Consider the following 16963-nt stretch of genomic DNA (forward strand, 5'->3'; position numbering starts at 1 on the left):
AATCAAATGAAAAATAAATATATCATTGCTTGTATAGCAGCGACTTTAGCGCTATCCGGCTGTACCAAATTAGATGAAAATTTAAATGGGCAGGTAAATTCAGGTACACTTTCTCAGGGGAACGTACCAGGATTAATTTCTGCCGCTTATATTGCCATGAGAGGTCCCTATCAAGCCCCATGGAACTGGTCTGCTTTGCAGGAAGTAACCTCTGATGAGGCAATTGTTCCGACAAGAGCAGGAGACTGGGATGATAATGGTGCATGGAGAGCACTCCATTTACACAAGTGGGCTGCAGATGATGCCAGAATATCTGGCGTATTCAGAGATCTAAATAGCATAAGTTATGCGGCTACTACGGTTTTAAGATTCAGTCCAACGCCGGCACAGGCAGCTGAAGCTCGTTTTCTGAGGGCTTTTGCACAATTTTCCATTTTAGATGGCTGGGGCCAGGTGCCTTACCGGGAAACTGGTGAAGGTGTAATACTGCCTTCCAAGGTTAGAAATGCAGCTGATGAAATTGCTTATTTAATCAGTGAGTTAACTGCCATTATTCCAGACTTGCCAAATGGTCCAGCAAACTTGGCAAATAAGAATGCTGCAAAAACCCTACTGATGAAAGTCTATCTGAATAAAGGCGCATTCTTAAACCGTACCGCACCTACATTTGATGCTGCTGATATGGCCAAGGTGATTTCATTAGCTGATGAAATTGCAACAGGCGGATATGTATTATCTGCGAACTATTTCGACAACTTTGCGCCTTCTAATAATGTTCTTTCAAAAGAAAACATTTTTACTGCAGAAAATACTGCAGGAAATGACGGAAGTGATTTAGATGGACAATGGAAGTGTACGCTTCACTATAACCAAAATCCGAATGGCTATAATGGATTTGCAACCTTATCCAATTTTTACGGCAAATTCGAGGCTACCGATCAAAGAAGAGGGGGTACATATACAGGTCAAACCAATATTTCAGGAATCAGAGTAGGCTTTTTAGTTGGTCAGCAATTTGACCAAACCGGTGCGGCTTTAAAAGACAGAAAAGGAAATCCATTGGCCTTTACTCCGGAGGTAAGCATCATTGAAAGAGATCCAAATCACCTGGAGGTAGCCGGAATACGGGTAATTAAATATCCAATTGATTACCAAAATGCCGGCTCCAGAAAACCTGATAACGATTGGGTATATTATCGTTATTCTGATGTTTTATTGATGAAAGCAGAGGCTTTACTCAGAACTTCGCAAGCGGGCGCAGCCCTGACGATTGTCAATTCCATCAGAACAGTTAGGGGCGCATCAACATTAGGTACCTTAACGCTGGATAATTTGTTAGATGAACGGGGCCGTGAATTGTATTGGGAAAGTTTCAGAAGACAAGACTTAATTCGTTTTGGTAAATTCCTTGCCGCCTGGCAGGAAAAAGCAGCCAGCGAGGCAAAATATCTTTTATTCCCTATTCCTGATAATCAACTGGGCAATCCAAACCTGATTCAGAATCCGGGATATTAATTTTTTAAAAAAACCTTCACTTGCGAAGTCTTAAAAGCCGTAACCCGGCAAGACTTCGCAAGTTTTCATCCGTTAAAATGGAAACGGTATCGATTATTTTTTATCGTCCAATCAATTGCTCAGGTAGGAGAACCAATCTTCATATGTAATTTTTGCATTACATTTAATCGCAGCATAACGATTTAAAAAAAGCATAATTCTGACATTTAACCGCTAAATCAAGCTAAAAACTGATTTAAGCCATCATTTTCATCCACAAATCCATCAAATTAGGCTTAAGTTTTACAATCCTGACAATAAAAAAACAAAATCCTATTAAATCTATAAAACCAAGCGTTAAGATTTGTTGTTCCCTACATATCCGTTAACCAAATTATAGACCTATGGAAACTCAAAATATTTCGACTACAGCTCGTAAAGAGTTAATCGACATTTCTGACGAACAAGATCGCAATTACTGGGCAGCAAGACTCGGCGTAAGCAGCGAAAAATTAAAATCAACAATTAGAGCGATCCACAGTATGGAGTTTTCTAAATTAAATGATTTTTTAAGATTGGAAAAAATTAAATCTGCCAGCACTTATCAACGTTTCGTTAATTCTTAAAATAAAGGTGATGTTAGTAGAAAAGAATAGTGCGAAAAGGGAAGACAAAATGACTAAACCTGCCATTACAGATGCCAATCACCTGATTGATTTGCCTGTCCAGGAAAAATTCTTTAGCCGGAAAATGGGTGGTGATGCCGTAAATCATCCAAAAGCGACCATTAAGTTATTGACCATTCCTTATCCAAAAAACGGATTGGCCAATTTACTTTAATCTTAAGAAAAAGGGAGATTAAAAAATCTCCTTTTTTACTCCTCTGATTTTAAAACCAGTATAGATCTTCCGCCAACAGTAAGCACTTCAGCGGCTTCATGTAAGGATAAGTCATCCTTAGATATTTCTCCCGTACCGGTATCTAAAACCTTTCGCCATTTTTTAGCGTAATCTTCGCTGGGTAATTGATATTGAAGGCCCTCGTAATGGGCATTAAATATAATAAAGAAATGATTGTCCAGGATGTCTTCGCCCATTGGTCCTTTACTCTGAATGCCCTCGCCATGAAAATATATCCCGATAGACCTGGCGAAATCACTTTCCCAGTTATAGCCTTTCATTGGATTGCCATCAGGTGTAAACCAGGCAATGTCTTTAACCCCATCATCGCCAACTTCCTGTCCGTTAAACCATTTTCTTCTTCTTAGACTCGGATGATTTAAGCGTAACTCAATCATTTGTTGTGTAAAATATAACAATGATTCATCTACGGCATTCCAATTTAACCAGGACAGTTCATTATCCTGGCAATAGGTATTATTATTGCCAAGTTGTGTTTTTCCCATTTCATCTCCGGAAACCAGCATCGGGATACCCTGAGATAAAAATAAGGTAGCCAGGAAATTTCTTTTTTGTTGTTGACGAAGCTGCACGATATGCTGGTCATCGGTTTCACCTTCTGCACCACAATTCCAGGATCTGTTGTGGTCTTCTCCATCCGAATTATGATCTAAATTTGCCTCATTGTGTTTTTCGTTATAGGAAACCAGGTCATGAAGCGAAAATCCATCGTGGGCAGTAATGAAATTTATACTTGCCGTAGGCCTTCTATAATCTTCCTGGTATAAATCCGGGCTCCCTAAAAATCGTTGTGCAAATTCACCGAGCATATTTGGGTTTCCGCGCCAGTAATCGCGCATCGTATCGCGGTACATGCCATTCCATTCAGCCCAGCCCGGAGGAAATTTACCTACCTGATAACCACCATCACCTACATCCCAGGGTTCAGCAATTAATTTCACCTGCGAAATCACGGGATCCTGATGTATAATATCAAAAAAGGCACTTAGCCTGTTTACTTCATGCAGTTCTCTGGCCAGCGTAGAAGCCAGATCAAAGCGAAAACCATCTACGTGCATCTCCTGAATCCAGTAACGCAAACTGTCCATAATAAAACGAAGCACATTGGGTAACATGGAGTTTAAGGTATTTCCGGTTCCGGTATAATCAGTATAATAACGCCTGTTTTCTTCCAGGCGATAATAGGCACCATTATCAATCCCTTTAAAGGATAAAGTTGGCCCAAGTTCATTGCCTTCGCCGGTATGGTTATAAACCACATCTAAAATCACTTCAATCCCTTCGGCATGGAGTGCTTTAACCATATCTTTAAATTCGTCTACCTGTCCGCCTCTTACATCGGATGAGGCATAGCGAGAATCGGGTGCAAAGAACCCAATGGTATTGTATCCCCAGTAATTGGTCAATCCTTTTTCCTGCAGATGATGATCTGATATAAACTGGTGAACAGGCATCAGCTCCACTGCGGTAACGCCCAGCTTCTTCAGGTAATCAATGGCCACCGGATGTGCCAATCCGGCATAAGTTCCACGGATATTTTCAGGAATTTCAGGATGCGTTTTGGTAAAGCCTTTAACATGCATTTCATAAATCACCGTTTCGTGATAATCGGTTTTGGGATGCACATCTCCGGTCCAGTCGTAGGCCGGGTTGATCACCACTGATTTCGGAATAAAGGCGGTATTATCACTTTCGCTAAAGCTCAGGTCCATCAGCGGATCACCCAGGTTATAGCCAAACAGTGAATTATCCCACCTGATGTTTCCGGCAATCGCTTTGGCATAAGGATCTAACAATACTTTGTTCGGGTTAAACCGGCACCCGTTTTCAGGCTCGTAAGGCCCATGTACACGATAGCCATAAAGCTGGCCGGGTTTAATATCGGGAATATAAGCGTGCCATATTTCGTGAGATCTCTCCAGAATAGTTATCCGGTCTGTTTCTGTATCTGCGTGTTCATGATCGTAAAAACAGAGTTCAACAGCAGTTGCATTTTCTGCAAAAAGTGCAAAATTCACTCCTTTACCATCCCATGTGGCGCCTAAGGGATAAGCATCTCCTGGGAATTGTAAAATTTCGGGCATTATATTTTTTAATTAGATGGTTAAATTTTTAGCCATTGACGGATAATATCATATTGCTTACAGCATATTTTCCGATCAGCCTATTTAAAAGTAATATTCAGCACTAAAAGTTTTAACAAAATGAATTTGCTGACGACAACATTTTTCATCAAATGAATCTGACGCCCCAATTAAGTTAAACAACTTACTACTAACAAGCGAGTTAAGGCATAAAATAATGATATAAACTATTCAGTGCAGCCCTGCTAAAATCTGGAAAATCTCCGGTGTAGGTGGCATTTATTCCATTGGTAATAATTACAAAGCCAAATTTTTGCTCCGGATTAAAAAACATGGTACTGTACAATCCATAGGCAGAGCCGGTATGCCCAATCAGTTTTACCCCCGGAATTAAATTACTGGTTTGGCGAAGTGCCAGGCCATATTCTTCGTCCTCCGTAATTTTGGTTTGCATGAGCCTTGAATGCTTTTTGGACATGATTTTTACACCATCAGCCTGACCATAGTGCATATGCATAATCATATATTTCGCTAAATCAGTTGCCGAAATTTTCATTCCGCCCGTTGGCGAAAAAATGGGCGTGCTGTAACCCATTACATACTGGCTGATTTCTTCCCGCCTGGGCGCATAGGCAGCCGGCGATGGCGTGAAACTTTTGGTATCTGTATGGTATTCATAAAGCTTCACAAACCGATTGCTATCTAAAGAATCGACACAATAGCCTCCATAAAGTCCCAGCGGTTTCAGGATATGTTTTTCAATGTACTGATCAAAACGCTCACCTGATTTTTTTTCAATAATGGTTCCGATAAGATTAAAATTCAGGTTGCAGTACTGATATCCTTTTCCGGGCGCATAGTCGTTATAACACTTTGCGTAATCCGGGTTTTTATCAGGGTTAATCAAATCCAGGTTCAGGTATCCCTGGCTATCATTTAAACCGGAAGTGTGCGAAAGTGCCATTTTAAGTGTAATTTTCTGATCCGGAAATTTTGGATTTCTAATTTTAAAACCAACTAAATCACCGAAATCATCATTAAGAGACAATTTCCCGGCCTCAATCAGCTGCATAATAGCGGTGGCAGAAAAAGATTTTGAAATGGAGGCGATCCGGAAAATATCCTGATCAGTTAATGGCGTTTTATGCTCCAGATCCTTCAAACCAAAAGAGTGCGTATAGATAATTTTGCCTGCTTTTACTACTGCAACAGCAGCACCAACGGCATTAAACCTGTTCATCACCTGTTCAAAATCTGCTTCAGCACCTTCCTGTTGTGCCCTGGCCATGCCAAACTGAAGCAGCAAAACCATTATCATGATCAGTTTGGAAAAAAAAGAAGAAATCATATGTCTGAATTAAAAAGGAATATCACGGTGAATCATAGCAGATGCTTTATTTTGCGTCATTTGTTTCCAGCCAATGTCCGTCCGGATCTTTAAAATAAACTTGTTTTATGCCATCAACCCTGAGGGTAACCGCTCCTGCTTTGCCTGTCCAGTCTTCGAAGGCAATGTTTTTCGCTGATAATATTTTAATAAACGTATCAATAGAAGACACGCTAAAGCAAAGGTGTTCGTTTTTATCGAAAATTTGATTGCCTTTGGCCCCCTGAATCAGATGTAAAGCTCCGGCATTCCCCAAAGAAAACCAGGTGTGTTTACCATCTTTAAAGGGCTCCGGAATTTCCTTTAAATTAAATACAGTACCATAAAAGGCTGTTGATTTATTTAAATCGGATACATAAACAGCAATATGATTTAAAACTGCGGGTTTTTGCTGTGCCATAGTATGTTGAAAGAAGAAAAAAGATAGCAATAACAATGAAGAAGGGATAATTTTTCTCATACCTAAATATCTGATTTTATCCTTCAATTTATAAAAAAAATGGGGTTTTTATCAAAACCTACTTACAAAGTTACATTGGTGGAGATGCTTTTTTATGGTCGACGCGTATGGAAAAAAATTGATGGGTCTGATCTACCGTTCTAGAGAAGAAGAACAGAAAGAAGGAAGTAAAATAACTGATGACTGATGAACATCAACCACCAGTTATGGGATTTTTTATTGACGGGAAAGGGTTTCAAATTCTGCTGCAGATAAATTAATGTCTGCTGCTTTCAGGTTTTCTTCCAGGTGTACAATTGATTTGGTACCCGGAATGAGCAGGATATTATCTGAACGCTGAAGTAACCAGGCCAATGCAATCTGGGCAGTAGTGGCCTGATGTGCTGCTGCAATCGCTTTAATTTTATCTTCCAGTTTGGTAGGTCCCGAAGCCAATGGAAACCACGGAATAAAGGCCAGGCCTTTTTCAGCAGTATAATCCAATACATCTTCCCATTTTCGATCCCCCAGGTTATACATGTTTTGTACAGAAGCTATAGGTAAAAGATCCTGCACCTGTTTAATTTCATTTACACCAACTTCAGATAAACCCACTTGTTTAATCTTTCCAGCTTTAACCGCCTCAATTACTGGTGCAAGTGTTTTTTTTACATCCACATTCGGATCAATCCGGTGCAGCTGCCACAGGTCAAGCTGTTTAACATTTAGCCTTTCCAGGCTTCCTTCAATGTCAGCTTTAATTTTCTCCGGATGACCATTTGGAACCCATTTGTTTGGTCCGGTTCTGTCAAAGCCACCTTTGGTCGCAATCAACAATCCGGATGGATAAGGATGTAATGCATCTGCGATCAGTAATTCATTAAATTTTGGTCCGTAAGCTTCGGCAGTATCAATAAAATTCACCCCGTTTGCTACAGCGGCCTGCAAAACTTTTTTGGCATTTTCACGGTCTTCCACCTCACCAAAAACACCCTGTCCGGTTAACTGCATGGCGCCATAACCCAAACGGTTAATTTCAATATCGCCTAATTTGAATGTTAAATTCATCTGTTATATGTGCTAATATTTAAAAAGATATATGATAACTAACTGGAAAATGATGCTGAATGTTTGTTCCGGAAAAAATTATGATCATGCCGCTACAAATGTAAATGCCATCGCTTCAGCACCATCAACCAATGGCATATTTGGCCAGAAAAGATCTTTTACTCACCAGTTGCAGATAGCTGTAATGGCCTGAAATCTGGTATCTTTTTCTTAGCCGGTATAAAAAGTGCCCACCGAAGTCGATAAAAACAGGGCACGACACCTGCATCCAGGCCTGATGTGGATGGCGCCAGCTGAAAGCATAAAATGCTGTACTGACAGGAACTGATTTTAAATCCTGGTGGTAGAAATTAAGAATCGCGGGATTGGGATTTTGTGTTAGCGCATCAATTTTACGGATCATCGAAAGATGCTCCGAGAGGCAAAATTCAAAATCATCAAGCGCAGGATGATGGGGATCAGGAATTGACTTTAAAATTTTAAAGCCCTTGAACTTTAATCCGTTCACTAACCAGATTAATTTGGGATAAAAGGCTTCACGTGCCTGTAGTTCTGTTAATGAAATGGCTGAGTTTTGAAGTTCAATGGTGATTCCGGCAGCGGTATGGATATCGGCCCGGTGAAACTCCAGCAGTTTTTCATCAAAAAAATTTACTTCACGAAAATTAACCGGAAATTCAGCTTTCCATTCGCGGTGCCAGATGGTTTCATTTTCCCACCAGGAATCACATCTGTCTGCCACCGCATGTGCCCAGTGTTTAATGTTAATGGATCCGCATTTGGCAATTACCTTTTGCCCGCAACACATGCAAATGCCCTGCGCACCCCTTACCGCTTCGGCTTTACATCCGTTTAATAGGGCATATTGCATTTGGTATGGCTATTCGTTCCCTTTAAAAATATTCATCACAGCAGTTTTCCACTGAATGTAGCCTAAATCGCCACAAACCCGGCCAACATACTGTTCTACCTCTTCCGGTACATCATTTACAATGCGCCAGCGAATCTTATATTTTGGATTATAACTGATGTACACCACTAGATCATCACTGCGTTGCCCTACGGCTTCCATGGCTTGTAAATGGATATCACGTAAGTCATCCGCAGCCACCTTAAGCCGCTCATTCATAATTTTACCCAGTGAATGGTCTGGTCGAAAATCTGTTTCAAATATTGCTAAAACGGTAACAGTCATATTATCCCCTATTCTTTGAAAACAGCCAGCTGCTTTCTTCGCTAAATCATCAATAACTCTTTCGAGACAAACAAATCTATACTAAAATACTTAGTAAACAAAAATATTAAAGATATTTTCTTTAGTTGAATGTCATATTTAAAAACATCACTGAGCATCAACAGGATACCTTTTCCATTTCTTCAGGGCAATAAGGTCCCAAATCTGGATCAACAATTATGATGATGATTTTGTGCATAACCTGTATAGAAAAGAGTGCCAGGATCAGTTCAATTCTGTGCATCTTTGCAAAAATTAGCGAAATGCTTTCAGGAGATCAGTAAGTAAAGATGGATAACAAGCACAATTTGGAAAATTCGGATCAGGATCATCAACTTATCCTTGATTTTATTCAATTCACCAACCAACCTATATTTTTAACGGGAAAGGCAGGAACCGGGAAAACCACACTCTTGCGTAAAATCAAGTCCACCACTGCTAAAAATTTCGCCGTTGTGGCACCCACTGCTGTAGCTGCCATCAATGCAGGCGGGGTAACCATCCATTCTTTTTTCCAGATGCCCTTTGGTCCCATTATTCCAAATCAGCCTGGCGAAGCTTCTAAAGAACTGAAATACGCTGAGGATAAAATTAAATTACTGAAATGCCTTGAACTTCTGGTGATTGATGAGATCAGTATGGTCAGGGCAGATATGCTCGATTTTATTGACCAGACACTCAAAAATGTAAAAGCATCTAATTTACCCTTTGGTGGCGTACAGGTTTTAATGATCGGCGACCTTTACCAGCTCTCACCCATTGCACATGATGCCTGGCATATCCTTAAGGATTATTATTTAAGCCCTTACTTTTTCGATAGTTTAATTCTAAAGCGGATTTCACTGCTTACTTTCGAACTGCAGAAAGTTTACCGGCAGTCTGACCCCTTGTTTCTGGATATTTTAAACCGGATCAGGGAAAACACGCTCACCCCTGCCCTTTTAAATCAGCTGAATGAACACTATGATCCAACACTGGCAGATGCCTGAAAAGAAGATTACATCACATTAACCACCCACAATAACCTGGTTGGGCAGATTAATACGGAATGCCTTGAAAAACTGGATGGTGAAACGCATGCTTTCGCAGCCAGGGTAACCGGCGATTTCCCTAAAGATGCCTATCCGGTGGATGAGGTGCTCCATTTGAAAGTTGGTGCGCAGGTGATGTTCATTAAAAACGATTCTTCAGGAAAAAAACAATATTATAATGGTAAGGCTGCGAAGGTTGTCGGTATAGAAAAAGATAGTGTTCATGTGCAGTTTCTGGATGATAGTCAGTCATTTGAAGTAGAGCGTGAAGAATGGCAAAATGTTAAATACGCACTGGATCAGGATGAAAATAAGATTAATGAAACCAATACCGGTTCCTTTGCGCAATACCCTTTTAAGCTTGCCTGGGCCATTACCATTCATAAAAGTCAGGGTTTAACTTTTGAGAAAGCCATTGTTGACATCAGCTCATCTTTTACCCATGGCCAGGCTTATGTAGCCTTAAGCCGCTGTAAAAGCCTGGATGGCCTGCTGCTTAAAGCTCCTGTGAAGATGGAAAACATCATGACAGATAAAAGGATTATTGCTTTTACAGAACAAGCTGTGAGCAAGAAGCCCACTGCAAATGATTTAAATATTTTCCAGCAGCAATATGCCTGGAACCTGATTGATGATTTATTTGATTTCGGCGTCATTCAAGGTTACTGGGGGATCCTGAAAACTGCAAAATTCAGGGCAAATGATGAAAATGCAGCACTAGATAACCTTCGCGCGGTTGTTAATGTCCTGCTGGAAAAAGACATCATCCGGGTTGCGGGAAGATTTAAAGATCAGGAACTGGTTAAAATAGATAAAAGCGCAATCCTGGAAAATGATGCGGTTTTTTTAGGCCGTCTGACTAAGGCAGCTCAATATTTTATTCCGAAACTCGAAACGGTGACCCATGAAATGAGCAAATTTGCTTCCTTAAATATTTACCTGGATGAACAATCAGAAAGGGTTTTAGCCACCCTAAGCCATTGCGCCAATGCGCTGAATGTTAAACTGGCACTCTTTAATTTTTCATGGCATCCTTTTTCGCTGGAAGATTATACTAAAACTTATCTTGGAGCAACCAATAAATTTGATCAGCGACCTAAAAAACTAACCTTCGCCAAAACCGAACTTCCTAAAGAGGTGATCAACCAGAAATTATATCAAAGCCTGGTGGACTGGAGAAAGGGCCTCAGTCAGCAGCGAAACGTTCCGGCTCATTCTGTTTTATCTGATCTGGCTTTATTAAACATTGCGGCTAAGCCTCCGCGATCGGCCGATCAATTGGCTGCGATAAAAGGTGTAGGCATTGGAAATGCGGTGGATTTAGGAAAGGAAATTTTAAAAATAGTGAATGACTATTTGGGTGCGAGTACGCTTTTTTAAGCGGAGTGAAAGATTTTATAATAAGCATAGGCACATAATATCCCTGCAAGAAAGCATAAGATCCGTACCAGCCACTTTTCTAAAATATCCTTCCCTTGCTGTGTGAGGCTATTTTCTAAACTTTTAAGCAGTTGTTCCTGCTTCATTAGTTTTTCTTTTAAATCAAGATTTTCATTCTGTAAATCAAAAATACTTTTGCCGGTATCCTGTTCCAGCTTGTTCAGGGCATAGCGACGTTTAAACCCACCTTCGCTGATAAACATATCAACACCAGCCTGTTTCCCCACCATGGCCGGCAACGGTATGCCATCTACCTGCCCTACCAAAATAACCAGATTCATCTGGACCAGAAAATCTAAATAATCTGATGCCAGACTCCCGTTACCCCTGAAAATTTTAAGCACACGATCAGATTTGATGTAAACTTCTTCATCAAATTCTTTTAGGATGTTATCCAAAAGCTCACATTTAGCCGGAGTTAAACTGATGGAATGGTTCTTCATTTAGTGGAACGTTGGTAATATCTGGCAATAAAGCAAAAATATATTTAACCTGATAGTTTTGCAATAAAATAAATACGCATTTTTAGACTAAACAGATTAAATATATTTAAAACGATTTTTCTATACCTTTCATTTTTCTGAAAATAAAAACTTATGCCAGCGCGAAACTGTTATTTAAAGAAAAATATAAAGTTATGAGAGACCAGGAAGATCAACCAAAAGACGAGAAAAAAATTGAAGATTCTGATCAGTTCCAAATGCACCGTGCAGGTGGAAACGCCGGAGAAGGACACCTGCCTAAGGAAGAAAAAGATGATTCAGCATACACAGAACAGGAAATTCCATTTGCTGATGGCGAAGGTACCAAACTGGATGAGTGGATAGAAGACGAGGATGACGAAGAAACAGATGCATAAAAAGAAAGAGCGATCATGACTGATCGCTCTTTCTTTTTATGGATTAACTAGTTCTGAAAAATTGATATAGGATAGTTAGTGCTGGCTAAAAATTTTCAATCAGCAGCATATTCGAACTAATCAATATATTTATTTTGATTTCGATAGTTAACCCTTTTGTCTTATTGCTTTTAGTATTAAAGTTAAAAAGTAGTCCCTACCTAAAAGATAAATAGCCCAGTGATTTTGAAACCGTTGAGCTATTTTTTTTATTTTTGTACCGGCTACATACAGGCTAGCAATAGCGAAAATCTAAACATACGCTAAAGACGGGGACTGAAACCGACTAACCATGCGATGAAATAGCGGTAATTATTGGAAGGTACGAAAGAAACGAAGTTTCGCTCGATTACCTGGCAGCAAAACAGGCTTTGACAAACAGACCTTAAAGCTTATTGATGAAATAGAAGAACTCGCCCCCTCCATTAAGGACAAACTCCTTTTTCTGGCCAACGCCATCATACGCGATGCTAAAACCGGCAAAGCCTATGCAGGATAATAACCGCCACCTGGAAATTCTCCAGGCGCTGGCCATCGGCACAGATCTCGTAACCGGAGAAGTGTTCCCTGCCAATAGCCCGTACAACCATCCCGAAATCATCCGAACACTTTTCTTTGCCATTAACCAACTCAAAGCCCTCGCCGAAAAAGGTAACTAGGGCCTTCCATGGAGTGAAGAAGAAGATGCATTGCTCACACAACGCTTTAACAAAGGCATCAAGATTAACCCAGCTCGCTAAACTGCACTCTCGCACTTATGGAGCAATCAAAGCCAGACTAATTAAACTTGGGTTACTACAGAAATAACAAAGCCCGATATTTTGCACTGCCCCCAAATAGTGTCTAACTTTTTGGGGGCAGTGCAGTTTTTAAACTGCTGGGCTTTGATTTATCTATTTAGCTTTGCTCAGTTTCGTAAAACCAATGTTCATCTAGCTTTTTTATTTTTTTAAGATGCCTTAGCCATTCTATATTATTGACATTTGCAATATCTTTAATATACAGCAATGACTCTAAGGAATTGAAATATACTTTCATACTAATACCCTGATTTTGAAATTCATGGCTAACATCTCTAATGTTATACTTATCCATTAGTTTAACCTTTCTTTCGGCTAGCAAAATTATCTGTTTTTCGAAAAGTTCATCTTCTTTAAAAAGCTTTTCATTATTTTTTTTACTAGTTTGAGTTAAAGTTAGCTTGCCTTTATCTACATCGAAAAAAAATTGATTTTTATTCACTCCATTATAAAAATAAAGTATAATTGTATTTTTTCCTCTACTTCTTATTATACTTACATTATTAAATTCATCAATAAAGACACTTCTATTTTCAAACACCATTAAAGGATATTTATCCATATGATTGCATGCTGAGACAAAGCATAGTACAAAAATTACAATAGGAATTCTCTTATACACTCTTTTCATTCATTTAGGGTTTCTAAAAAGTTCGGCCCAATTTATTTTTCTTACTGTCGGATTCTTATTGTTATTATATCCATTGCTAATTGCACGCTGATCCGCAGGAGAATCCCAAAAACCTGGACCTCCATACGTTCCTAGCCCAAAATCATATGATGAAGTCTTCTGATCACGTCCATTCACAATATTATTATAGTGAGCTCCCGTTTTAGCTGTACCAAGCCCAATGCCTAATTCAGACATTCCTCGACCCCATAAGTAATTTCCAATATCTCCTATGTTATATGCAGTTCCTTCTCGTACGTAAAACGTATTTGAAGCTAAATCACCTGTTTCCTGACCTCTTACGCCATAATCCATTTTTTTCGTAGCCTGGTCTTTTGCATAATCCTGTGGACCTGACTTCACATCTTTAACCCCACTATTGTTAATTTGCCTATCTACTTTCTCGTCCCCCATAATTTCTACATGGGTTATCGCTCCATTTTTGATAGCTTGAACATCTGTTTTTGGATCATTAAAATTATAATATACTTTCGTAGTTATAGTCATATCTTTACGATCATCGACAAATTCCATTACCAACCTATCTGGTTTGTTCTTTTTATCAATCCTTTGCATAGAATGGCATTGAAGCCATCCCATCAAGATCTATAAAACGAATTAGATTATTGTTACCATAAACATATGGACTAAACCTTCTACTGGTTTCCGCCAACGGATCCACCGCATTCCACCTTCCAATCACCGGGTCATAGAATCTAGCCTCGTAACCGAGGCCTAGCCGAGTTCATGAACACCTTTAGCATACAGGCCAAATGTGAATAATCATATTGTCCTAACTCTTCCTGCAACTCCTTGCCGTTATAAAGATATTTATTATTTACTAATTGTATATTTTTTCTTAATCCAAATGCATAATAACCGAGGCTTTGCCGAGCTCATGAATACCAATAAAAACATAAGCAGCTTATGAATAATCGTCTCTTTGCAACACTTCCAGCTGGTGGGTACTTGGGTTTTTATAAAACGTCGTCCGTACATTGCCCAAATGGTCGGACAGGTAATATTCATAGCTGTAATTCCAACTGCCGTTGTTTCTGGCCTAACCTTTCCGTCTGGATAAAATCGATGCTCTTATCAGCTTTATACTGGATCCCATCAATATATTATAATATTTAAAAACTCGAATCCTCTATAAAAATAAATTACTTTTCCTGGCCAACACAATCATAAGAGATGCCAAAACCGGTAAAGCCTGTGCAGGATAATAACCGACACCTGGAAATTTTCCAGGCGCTGGCCATTGGCACCGACCCCATAACAGGTGAGGTATTCTCTGCAGACAGCCCATACAACCAGCAAGAAATCATCAGGCCGCTATTTTTCGCCATTAATCAACTCGAAGCCCTCACCAAAAAAGGAAACCAAGGTTTAGCCCGGAGCGAAGAAGAAGATAAACTGCTGGTAGAACGCTTTGGTAATGGCTCCAAGATTACAGAACTCGCCAAACTGCACTTAAGGACTTATGGAGCAATCAAAGCCAGACTCCTCAAACTTGAACGCCTGCAGAAATAATAAAGCGCGGCATTTCTGACAGGCTTTGCTACAATTATATTCATCTCTCACACGCGACACGCGTGCGCCAGCTTTGGGTAAAAGCTATTTTACAAATGAAGCCCCAATCGGGGACTTACGGAGCCATCAAAGCTAGACTCCTTAAACTTGGGTTGGTGCAGAAATAACAAAGCCCGGCAATTTTTAAACTGCCGGGCTTTGCTATGTAACTTGCATTTTGTTCTTAGCGAGACGCTAAGAACAGTTAGGAGCGGCACGCTCGCACCAGCGTGGGTTATAACTTTCTATACAGATAATCATTCTTTTCTTCCGAAAAATCAAATGAAACCTTTCCAAAACTGTTATTTACATCTAAAGAAGTGGTAATCAAAATATCTGAATAGCCCTTAAATTCTTTAGAAAAAGCCTGATCGCTCTCGAAAAAGTCTTTGAATATTATTCTTCCATCTCTTAATTCCCAGCTTCCTTTGTTTTGATATATAAGCCTATTATCAGATATTCTATACACATGCTTTTCATATGTGCCGTCCGTATTTACCTTAAGAGTATCAAGATTGTTTACTCTAAAGTTCGAAACGTAGGTTCCGACGATATCTTTGACTGTCACGTTACACGAACAACAACACAAGGCAATAAATAAAAAATAATAGACTTTAGCTTTCATAAATACATATATTATCTAATTGGGAGATTCCAAATGTAAGTTTGATGCGTTGTACTTTGAGGACCTCCTGTTCCAAATTCTCCTCGGGTTATGTTATTTTGTTCTCCTTTTGCAAAAGGGTTCACTGACCACGATGTTTTTGACTTACTATCAACCACCATAATTACAAGTTGATCACCGACAGGATAAAAGCTGATATTTGCTTTCCCAATCATTTGTGCTGTCATATTGTTGTCAGCTTTTAGAGCCCCAAGTACTCCAAATTCGCCTTTAAACATATAATTCTTATCGGTTCCATTTTTCATAAACTCGGATGCAGCTTTCGCAAACTGGGGCGATCTCATTATGTCTTGGTTCATTCTGTGGTCAGCTCCCTCTATCAAACTTTTATTAGGCCCTGTACCACTGAAAAACTCATTTGCTATTGTTGTATATCGAACATCTGATGACCTGTGGCTATATCCACGAATAAATTCTCCAGCCTTCGTAAAAGTATTATCACCTGTTTTATTATTAACTATTTCTGTTTGCCCATCATTTTTTCCCCCAATATGGTGAAGGTAATCTATATCTTTACCTCCTAAACCACTCTGCTTCTGCAGCTTCTTGCCAGTTTCTCCATCGATAAGCCACTCGTCAAAGGGTTTTGCCATCATCCCATCGGGGTCAATGAACCTAATAGGATTATTGAACGCATAGTTGTAAGGCGAATGCCTACGCATCTTCTCCGCTAACGGATCTACCACATTCCATCTGCCAATTACTGGATCATAGAACCTTGCCCCGTAATCATACTGCCCTAACTCCTCCTGCAACTCCTTGCCGTTATAAAGATATTTATTATTTCCGAATTGTGTATTTTTTCTTAAACCAAAAGCGTAATAATCATCCCGCTGTAATACTTCCAGCTGGTTGGTGATTGGGTTTTTGTAAAAAGTTGTCCTAACATTGCCCAAATGATCGGACAGGTGATATTCGTAACTGTAATTCCCACTGCCATTATTTCTGGCCAAACCTTCCTCCGTCTGGATAAAATCGATGCTCTTATCTGGTTTATATTGGATCCCATCAATGTAATTAATGGTTCCAGCAGATGTGCTCTTTTTGAGCTTGTTACCAGCTGCATCATAAGTATAGCCTGTAACCAGGTCGATGTTGTTCGCAGCCCTCACCTCATGGGGCAGGTTAAGCACATTATAATCAAAATGATATCCCGAACGCCCGTCAATTACCGCATTCCCATTCCGGTCATATTCATAGCCATTGGTTACCTCCGCCGCAAACCACAGCTGGCTGCCAT

At 39.7% G+C, this 16963-nt stretch carries 21 protein-coding genes; 8 read left to right on the top strand and 13 right to left on the bottom strand.

What is annotated here, in order from left to right:
* The first annotated feature begins 6 nt into the window (after window positions 1-6).
* The 3 genes from CBW18_RS11805 (at window position 7) to CBW18_RS11815 (ending at window position 2334) form a co-directional block, all read left to right on the top strand.
* The gene (locus tag CBW18_RS11805) at window positions 7-1515 is read left to right on the top strand and encodes a RagB/SusD family nutrient uptake outer membrane protein (protein WP_088301537.1); all 1509 of its coding nucleotides are present in this window, start codon (window positions 7-9) and stop codon (window positions 1513-1515) included.
* Window positions 1516-1898: 383 nt separating this feature from the next.
* Window positions 1899-2120, top strand: a complete 222-nt coding sequence (locus CBW18_RS11810; protein ID WP_088301538.1) for a DUF3606 domain-containing protein — start codon at window positions 1899-1901, stop codon at window positions 2118-2120.
* Window positions 2121-2130: 10 nt separating this feature from the next.
* Window positions 2131-2334, top strand: a complete 204-nt coding sequence (locus tag CBW18_RS11815) for a hypothetical protein (RefSeq protein WP_088301539.1) — start codon at window positions 2131-2133, stop codon at window positions 2332-2334.
* Between the two features lie 35 nt (window positions 2335-2369).
* Here the strand turns inward: CBW18_RS11815 and glgX are convergent, their stop codons facing one another.
* From glgX to CBW18_RS11845, 6 genes are all read right to left on the bottom strand, one after another.
* Window positions 2370-4499, bottom strand: a complete 2130-nt coding sequence (gene glgX / locus CBW18_RS11820; RefSeq protein ID WP_088301540.1) for a glycogen debranching protein GlgX — start codon at window positions 4497-4499, stop codon at window positions 2370-2372.
* Window positions 4500-4701: 202 nt separating this feature from the next.
* On the bottom strand, window positions 4702-5817 hold the full coding sequence (locus tag CBW18_RS11825; protein WP_088301565.1) for a serine hydrolase: 1116 nt from the start codon (window positions 5815-5817) through the stop codon (window positions 4702-4704).
* Window positions 5818-5893: 76 nt separating this feature from the next.
* A complete protein-coding gene (locus CBW18_RS11830) occupies window positions 5894-6346 on the bottom strand; it encodes a VOC family protein (RefSeq protein ID WP_088301566.1) in 453 nt (150 codons plus the stop codon).
* Window positions 6347-6562: 216 nt separating this feature from the next.
* Entirely contained in the window at window positions 6563-7393 is an 831-nt protein-coding gene (locus CBW18_RS11835; RefSeq protein WP_088301541.1) for an aldo/keto reductase, read from the bottom strand.
* A 124-nt stretch (window positions 7394-7517) separates the two neighbouring features.
* Window positions 7518-8264 (bottom strand): competence protein CoiA, encoded by a 747-nt coding sequence (locus CBW18_RS11840; RefSeq protein WP_088301542.1) that lies wholly within the window; start codon window positions 8262-8264, stop codon window positions 7518-7520.
* Between the two features lie 9 nt (window positions 8265-8273).
* Entirely contained in the window at window positions 8274-8588 is a 315-nt protein-coding gene (locus CBW18_RS11845; RefSeq protein WP_088301543.1) for a hypothetical protein, read from the bottom strand.
* Between the two features lie 347 nt (window positions 8589-8935).
* On the opposite strand from CBW18_RS11845, the gene CBW18_RS11850 reads away from it, so the two are divergent.
* Window positions 8936-9616: an AAA family ATPase gene (locus CBW18_RS11850; protein WP_172406509.1), complete on the top strand. Its 681-nt coding sequence runs from the start codon at window positions 8936-8938 to the stop codon at window positions 9614-9616.
* An 18-nt stretch (window positions 9617-9634) separates the two neighbouring features.
* Here the strand turns inward: CBW18_RS11850 and CBW18_RS21385 are convergent, their stop codons facing one another.
* Window positions 9635-9772, bottom strand: a complete 138-nt coding sequence (locus CBW18_RS21385) for a hypothetical protein (RefSeq protein ID WP_172406510.1) — start codon at window positions 9770-9772, stop codon at window positions 9635-9637.
* On the opposite strand from CBW18_RS21385, the gene CBW18_RS11855 reads away from it, so the two are divergent.
* Complete coding sequence (locus CBW18_RS11855) at window positions 9764-11038, top strand: HRDC domain-containing protein (RefSeq protein ID WP_140418672.1); 1275 nt, start codon at window positions 9764-9766, stop codon at window positions 11036-11038. The genes CBW18_RS21385 and CBW18_RS11855 overlap by 9 nt on opposite strands.
* Here CBW18_RS11855 and CBW18_RS11860 read toward each other — a convergent pair.
* Window positions 11035-11541: a hypothetical protein gene (locus CBW18_RS11860; protein WP_088301546.1), complete on the bottom strand. Its 507-nt coding sequence runs from the start codon at window positions 11539-11541 to the stop codon at window positions 11035-11037. The two genes, CBW18_RS11855 and CBW18_RS11860, sit on opposite strands and share 4 nt — an antisense overlap.
* Window positions 11542-11735: 194 nt before the next feature.
* On the opposite strand from CBW18_RS11860, the gene CBW18_RS11865 reads away from it, so the two are divergent.
* On the top strand, window positions 11736-11957 hold the full coding sequence (locus CBW18_RS11865; protein ID WP_088301547.1) for a hypothetical protein: 222 nt from the start codon (window positions 11736-11738) through the stop codon (window positions 11955-11957).
* A 506-nt stretch (window positions 11958-12463) separates the two neighbouring features.
* Entirely contained in the window at window positions 12464-12655 is a 192-nt protein-coding gene (locus CBW18_RS11870; protein ID WP_088301548.1) for a hypothetical protein, read from the top strand.
* A gap of 238 nt (window positions 12656-12893) precedes the next feature.
* On the opposite strand, the gene CBW18_RS11875 is transcribed toward CBW18_RS11870, so the two are convergent.
* From CBW18_RS11875 to CBW18_RS21880, 3 genes are read right to left on the bottom strand one after another with little or no spacing between them, the layout of a single operon-like run.
* Entirely contained in the window at window positions 12894-13427 is a 534-nt protein-coding gene (locus CBW18_RS11875; RefSeq protein WP_088301549.1) for a hypothetical protein, read from the bottom strand.
* Entirely contained in the window at window positions 13428-14042 is a 615-nt protein-coding gene (locus CBW18_RS11880; protein ID WP_088301550.1) for a hypothetical protein, read from the bottom strand.
* Entirely contained in the window at window positions 14029-14169 is a 141-nt protein-coding gene (locus tag CBW18_RS21880; protein WP_371566794.1) for a hypothetical protein, read from the bottom strand. Before CBW18_RS21880 ends, CBW18_RS11880 begins: the two co-directional genes overlap by 14 nt.
* A 491-nt stretch (window positions 14170-14660) precedes the next feature.
* Between CBW18_RS21880 and CBW18_RS11890 the strand changes: the two genes are divergently transcribed.
* Window positions 14661-14999 (top strand): hypothetical protein, encoded by a 339-nt coding sequence (locus CBW18_RS11890; RefSeq protein ID WP_088301551.1) that lies wholly within the window; start codon window positions 14661-14663, stop codon window positions 14997-14999.
* Window positions 15000-15273: 274 nt separating this feature from the next.
* On the opposite strand, the gene CBW18_RS11895 is transcribed toward CBW18_RS11890, so the two are convergent.
* Both CBW18_RS11895 and CBW18_RS11900 read right to left on the bottom strand, forming a co-directional pair.
* Window positions 15274-15663, bottom strand: coding sequence for a hypothetical protein (locus tag CBW18_RS11895; protein ID WP_088301552.1), 390 nt, complete (start codon window positions 15661-15663; stop codon window positions 15274-15276).
* Between the two features lie 11 nt (window positions 15664-15674).
* A partial coding sequence (locus tag CBW18_RS11900; protein ID WP_140418673.1) for an RHS repeat domain-containing protein occupies window positions 15675-16963 on the bottom strand: 1289 nt, incomplete at its 5' end.

Origin of the sequence: Pedobacter sp. AJM (genome assembly GCF_002197755.1) — a bacterium.
GTDB lineage: Bacteria > Bacteroidota > Bacteroidia > Sphingobacteriales > Sphingobacteriaceae > Pedobacter.

What these genes read in the sequence shown, in the direction of transcription:
- CBW18_RS11810 (WP_088301538.1), top strand. Translation starts at nt 1,899, where the DNA reads ATGGAAACTCAAAATATTTCGACTACAGCTCGTAAAGAGTTAATCGAC.
- CBW18_RS11825 (WP_088301565.1), bottom strand. Translation starts at nt 5,817, where the DNA reads ATGATAATGGTTTTGCTGCTTCAGTTTGGCATGGCCAGGGCACAACAG.
- glgX (WP_088301540.1), bottom strand. Translation starts at nt 4,499, where the DNA reads ATGCCCGAAATTTTACAATTCCCAGGAGATGCTTATCCCTTAGGCGCC.
- CBW18_RS11875 (WP_088301549.1), bottom strand. Translation starts at nt 13,427, where the DNA reads ATGAAAAGAGTGTATAAGAGAATTCCTATTGTAATTTTTGTACTATGC.
- CBW18_RS11830 (WP_088301566.1), bottom strand. Translation starts at nt 6,346, where the DNA reads ATGAGAAAAATTATCCCTTCTTCATTGTTATTGCTATCTTTTTTCTTC.
- CBW18_RS21385 (WP_172406510.1), bottom strand. Translation starts at nt 9,772, where the DNA reads ATGGAGCACCTCATCCACCGGATAGGCATCTTTAGGGAAATCGCCGGT.
- CBW18_RS11845 (WP_088301543.1), bottom strand. Translation starts at nt 8,588, where the DNA reads ATGACTGTTACCGTTTTAGCAATATTTGAAACAGATTTTCGACCAGAC.
- CBW18_RS11895 (WP_088301552.1), bottom strand. Translation starts at nt 15,663, where the DNA reads ATGAAAGCTAAAGTCTATTATTTTTTATTTATTGCCTTGTGTTGTTGT.
- CBW18_RS11865 (WP_088301547.1), top strand. Translation starts at nt 11,736, where the DNA reads ATGAGAGACCAGGAAGATCAACCAAAAGACGAGAAAAAAATTGAAGAT.
- CBW18_RS11840 (WP_088301542.1), bottom strand. Translation starts at nt 8,264, where the DNA reads ATGCAATATGCCCTATTAAACGGATGTAAAGCCGAAGCGGTAAGGGGT.
- CBW18_RS11890 (WP_088301551.1), top strand. Translation starts at nt 14,661, where the DNA reads ATGCCAAAACCGGTAAAGCCTGTGCAGGATAATAACCGACACCTGGAA.
- CBW18_RS11870 (WP_088301548.1), top strand. Translation starts at nt 12,464, where the DNA reads ATGCTAAAACCGGCAAAGCCTATGCAGGATAATAACCGCCACCTGGAA.
- CBW18_RS11805 (WP_088301537.1), top strand. Translation starts at nt 7, where the DNA reads ATGAAAAATAAATATATCATTGCTTGTATAGCAGCGACTTTAGCGCTA.
- CBW18_RS11860 (WP_088301546.1), bottom strand. Translation starts at nt 11,541, where the DNA reads ATGAAGAACCATTCCATCAGTTTAACTCCGGCTAAATGTGAGCTTTTG.
- CBW18_RS11835 (WP_088301541.1), bottom strand. Translation starts at nt 7,393, where the DNA reads ATGAATTTAACATTCAAATTAGGCGATATTGAAATTAACCGTTTGGGT.
- CBW18_RS11880 (WP_088301550.1), bottom strand. Translation starts at nt 14,042, where the DNA reads ATGCAAAGGATTGATAAAAAGAACAAACCAGATAGGTTGGTAATGGAA.
- CBW18_RS11815 (WP_088301539.1), top strand. Translation starts at nt 2,131, where the DNA reads ATGTTAGTAGAAAAGAATAGTGCGAAAAGGGAAGACAAAATGACTAAA.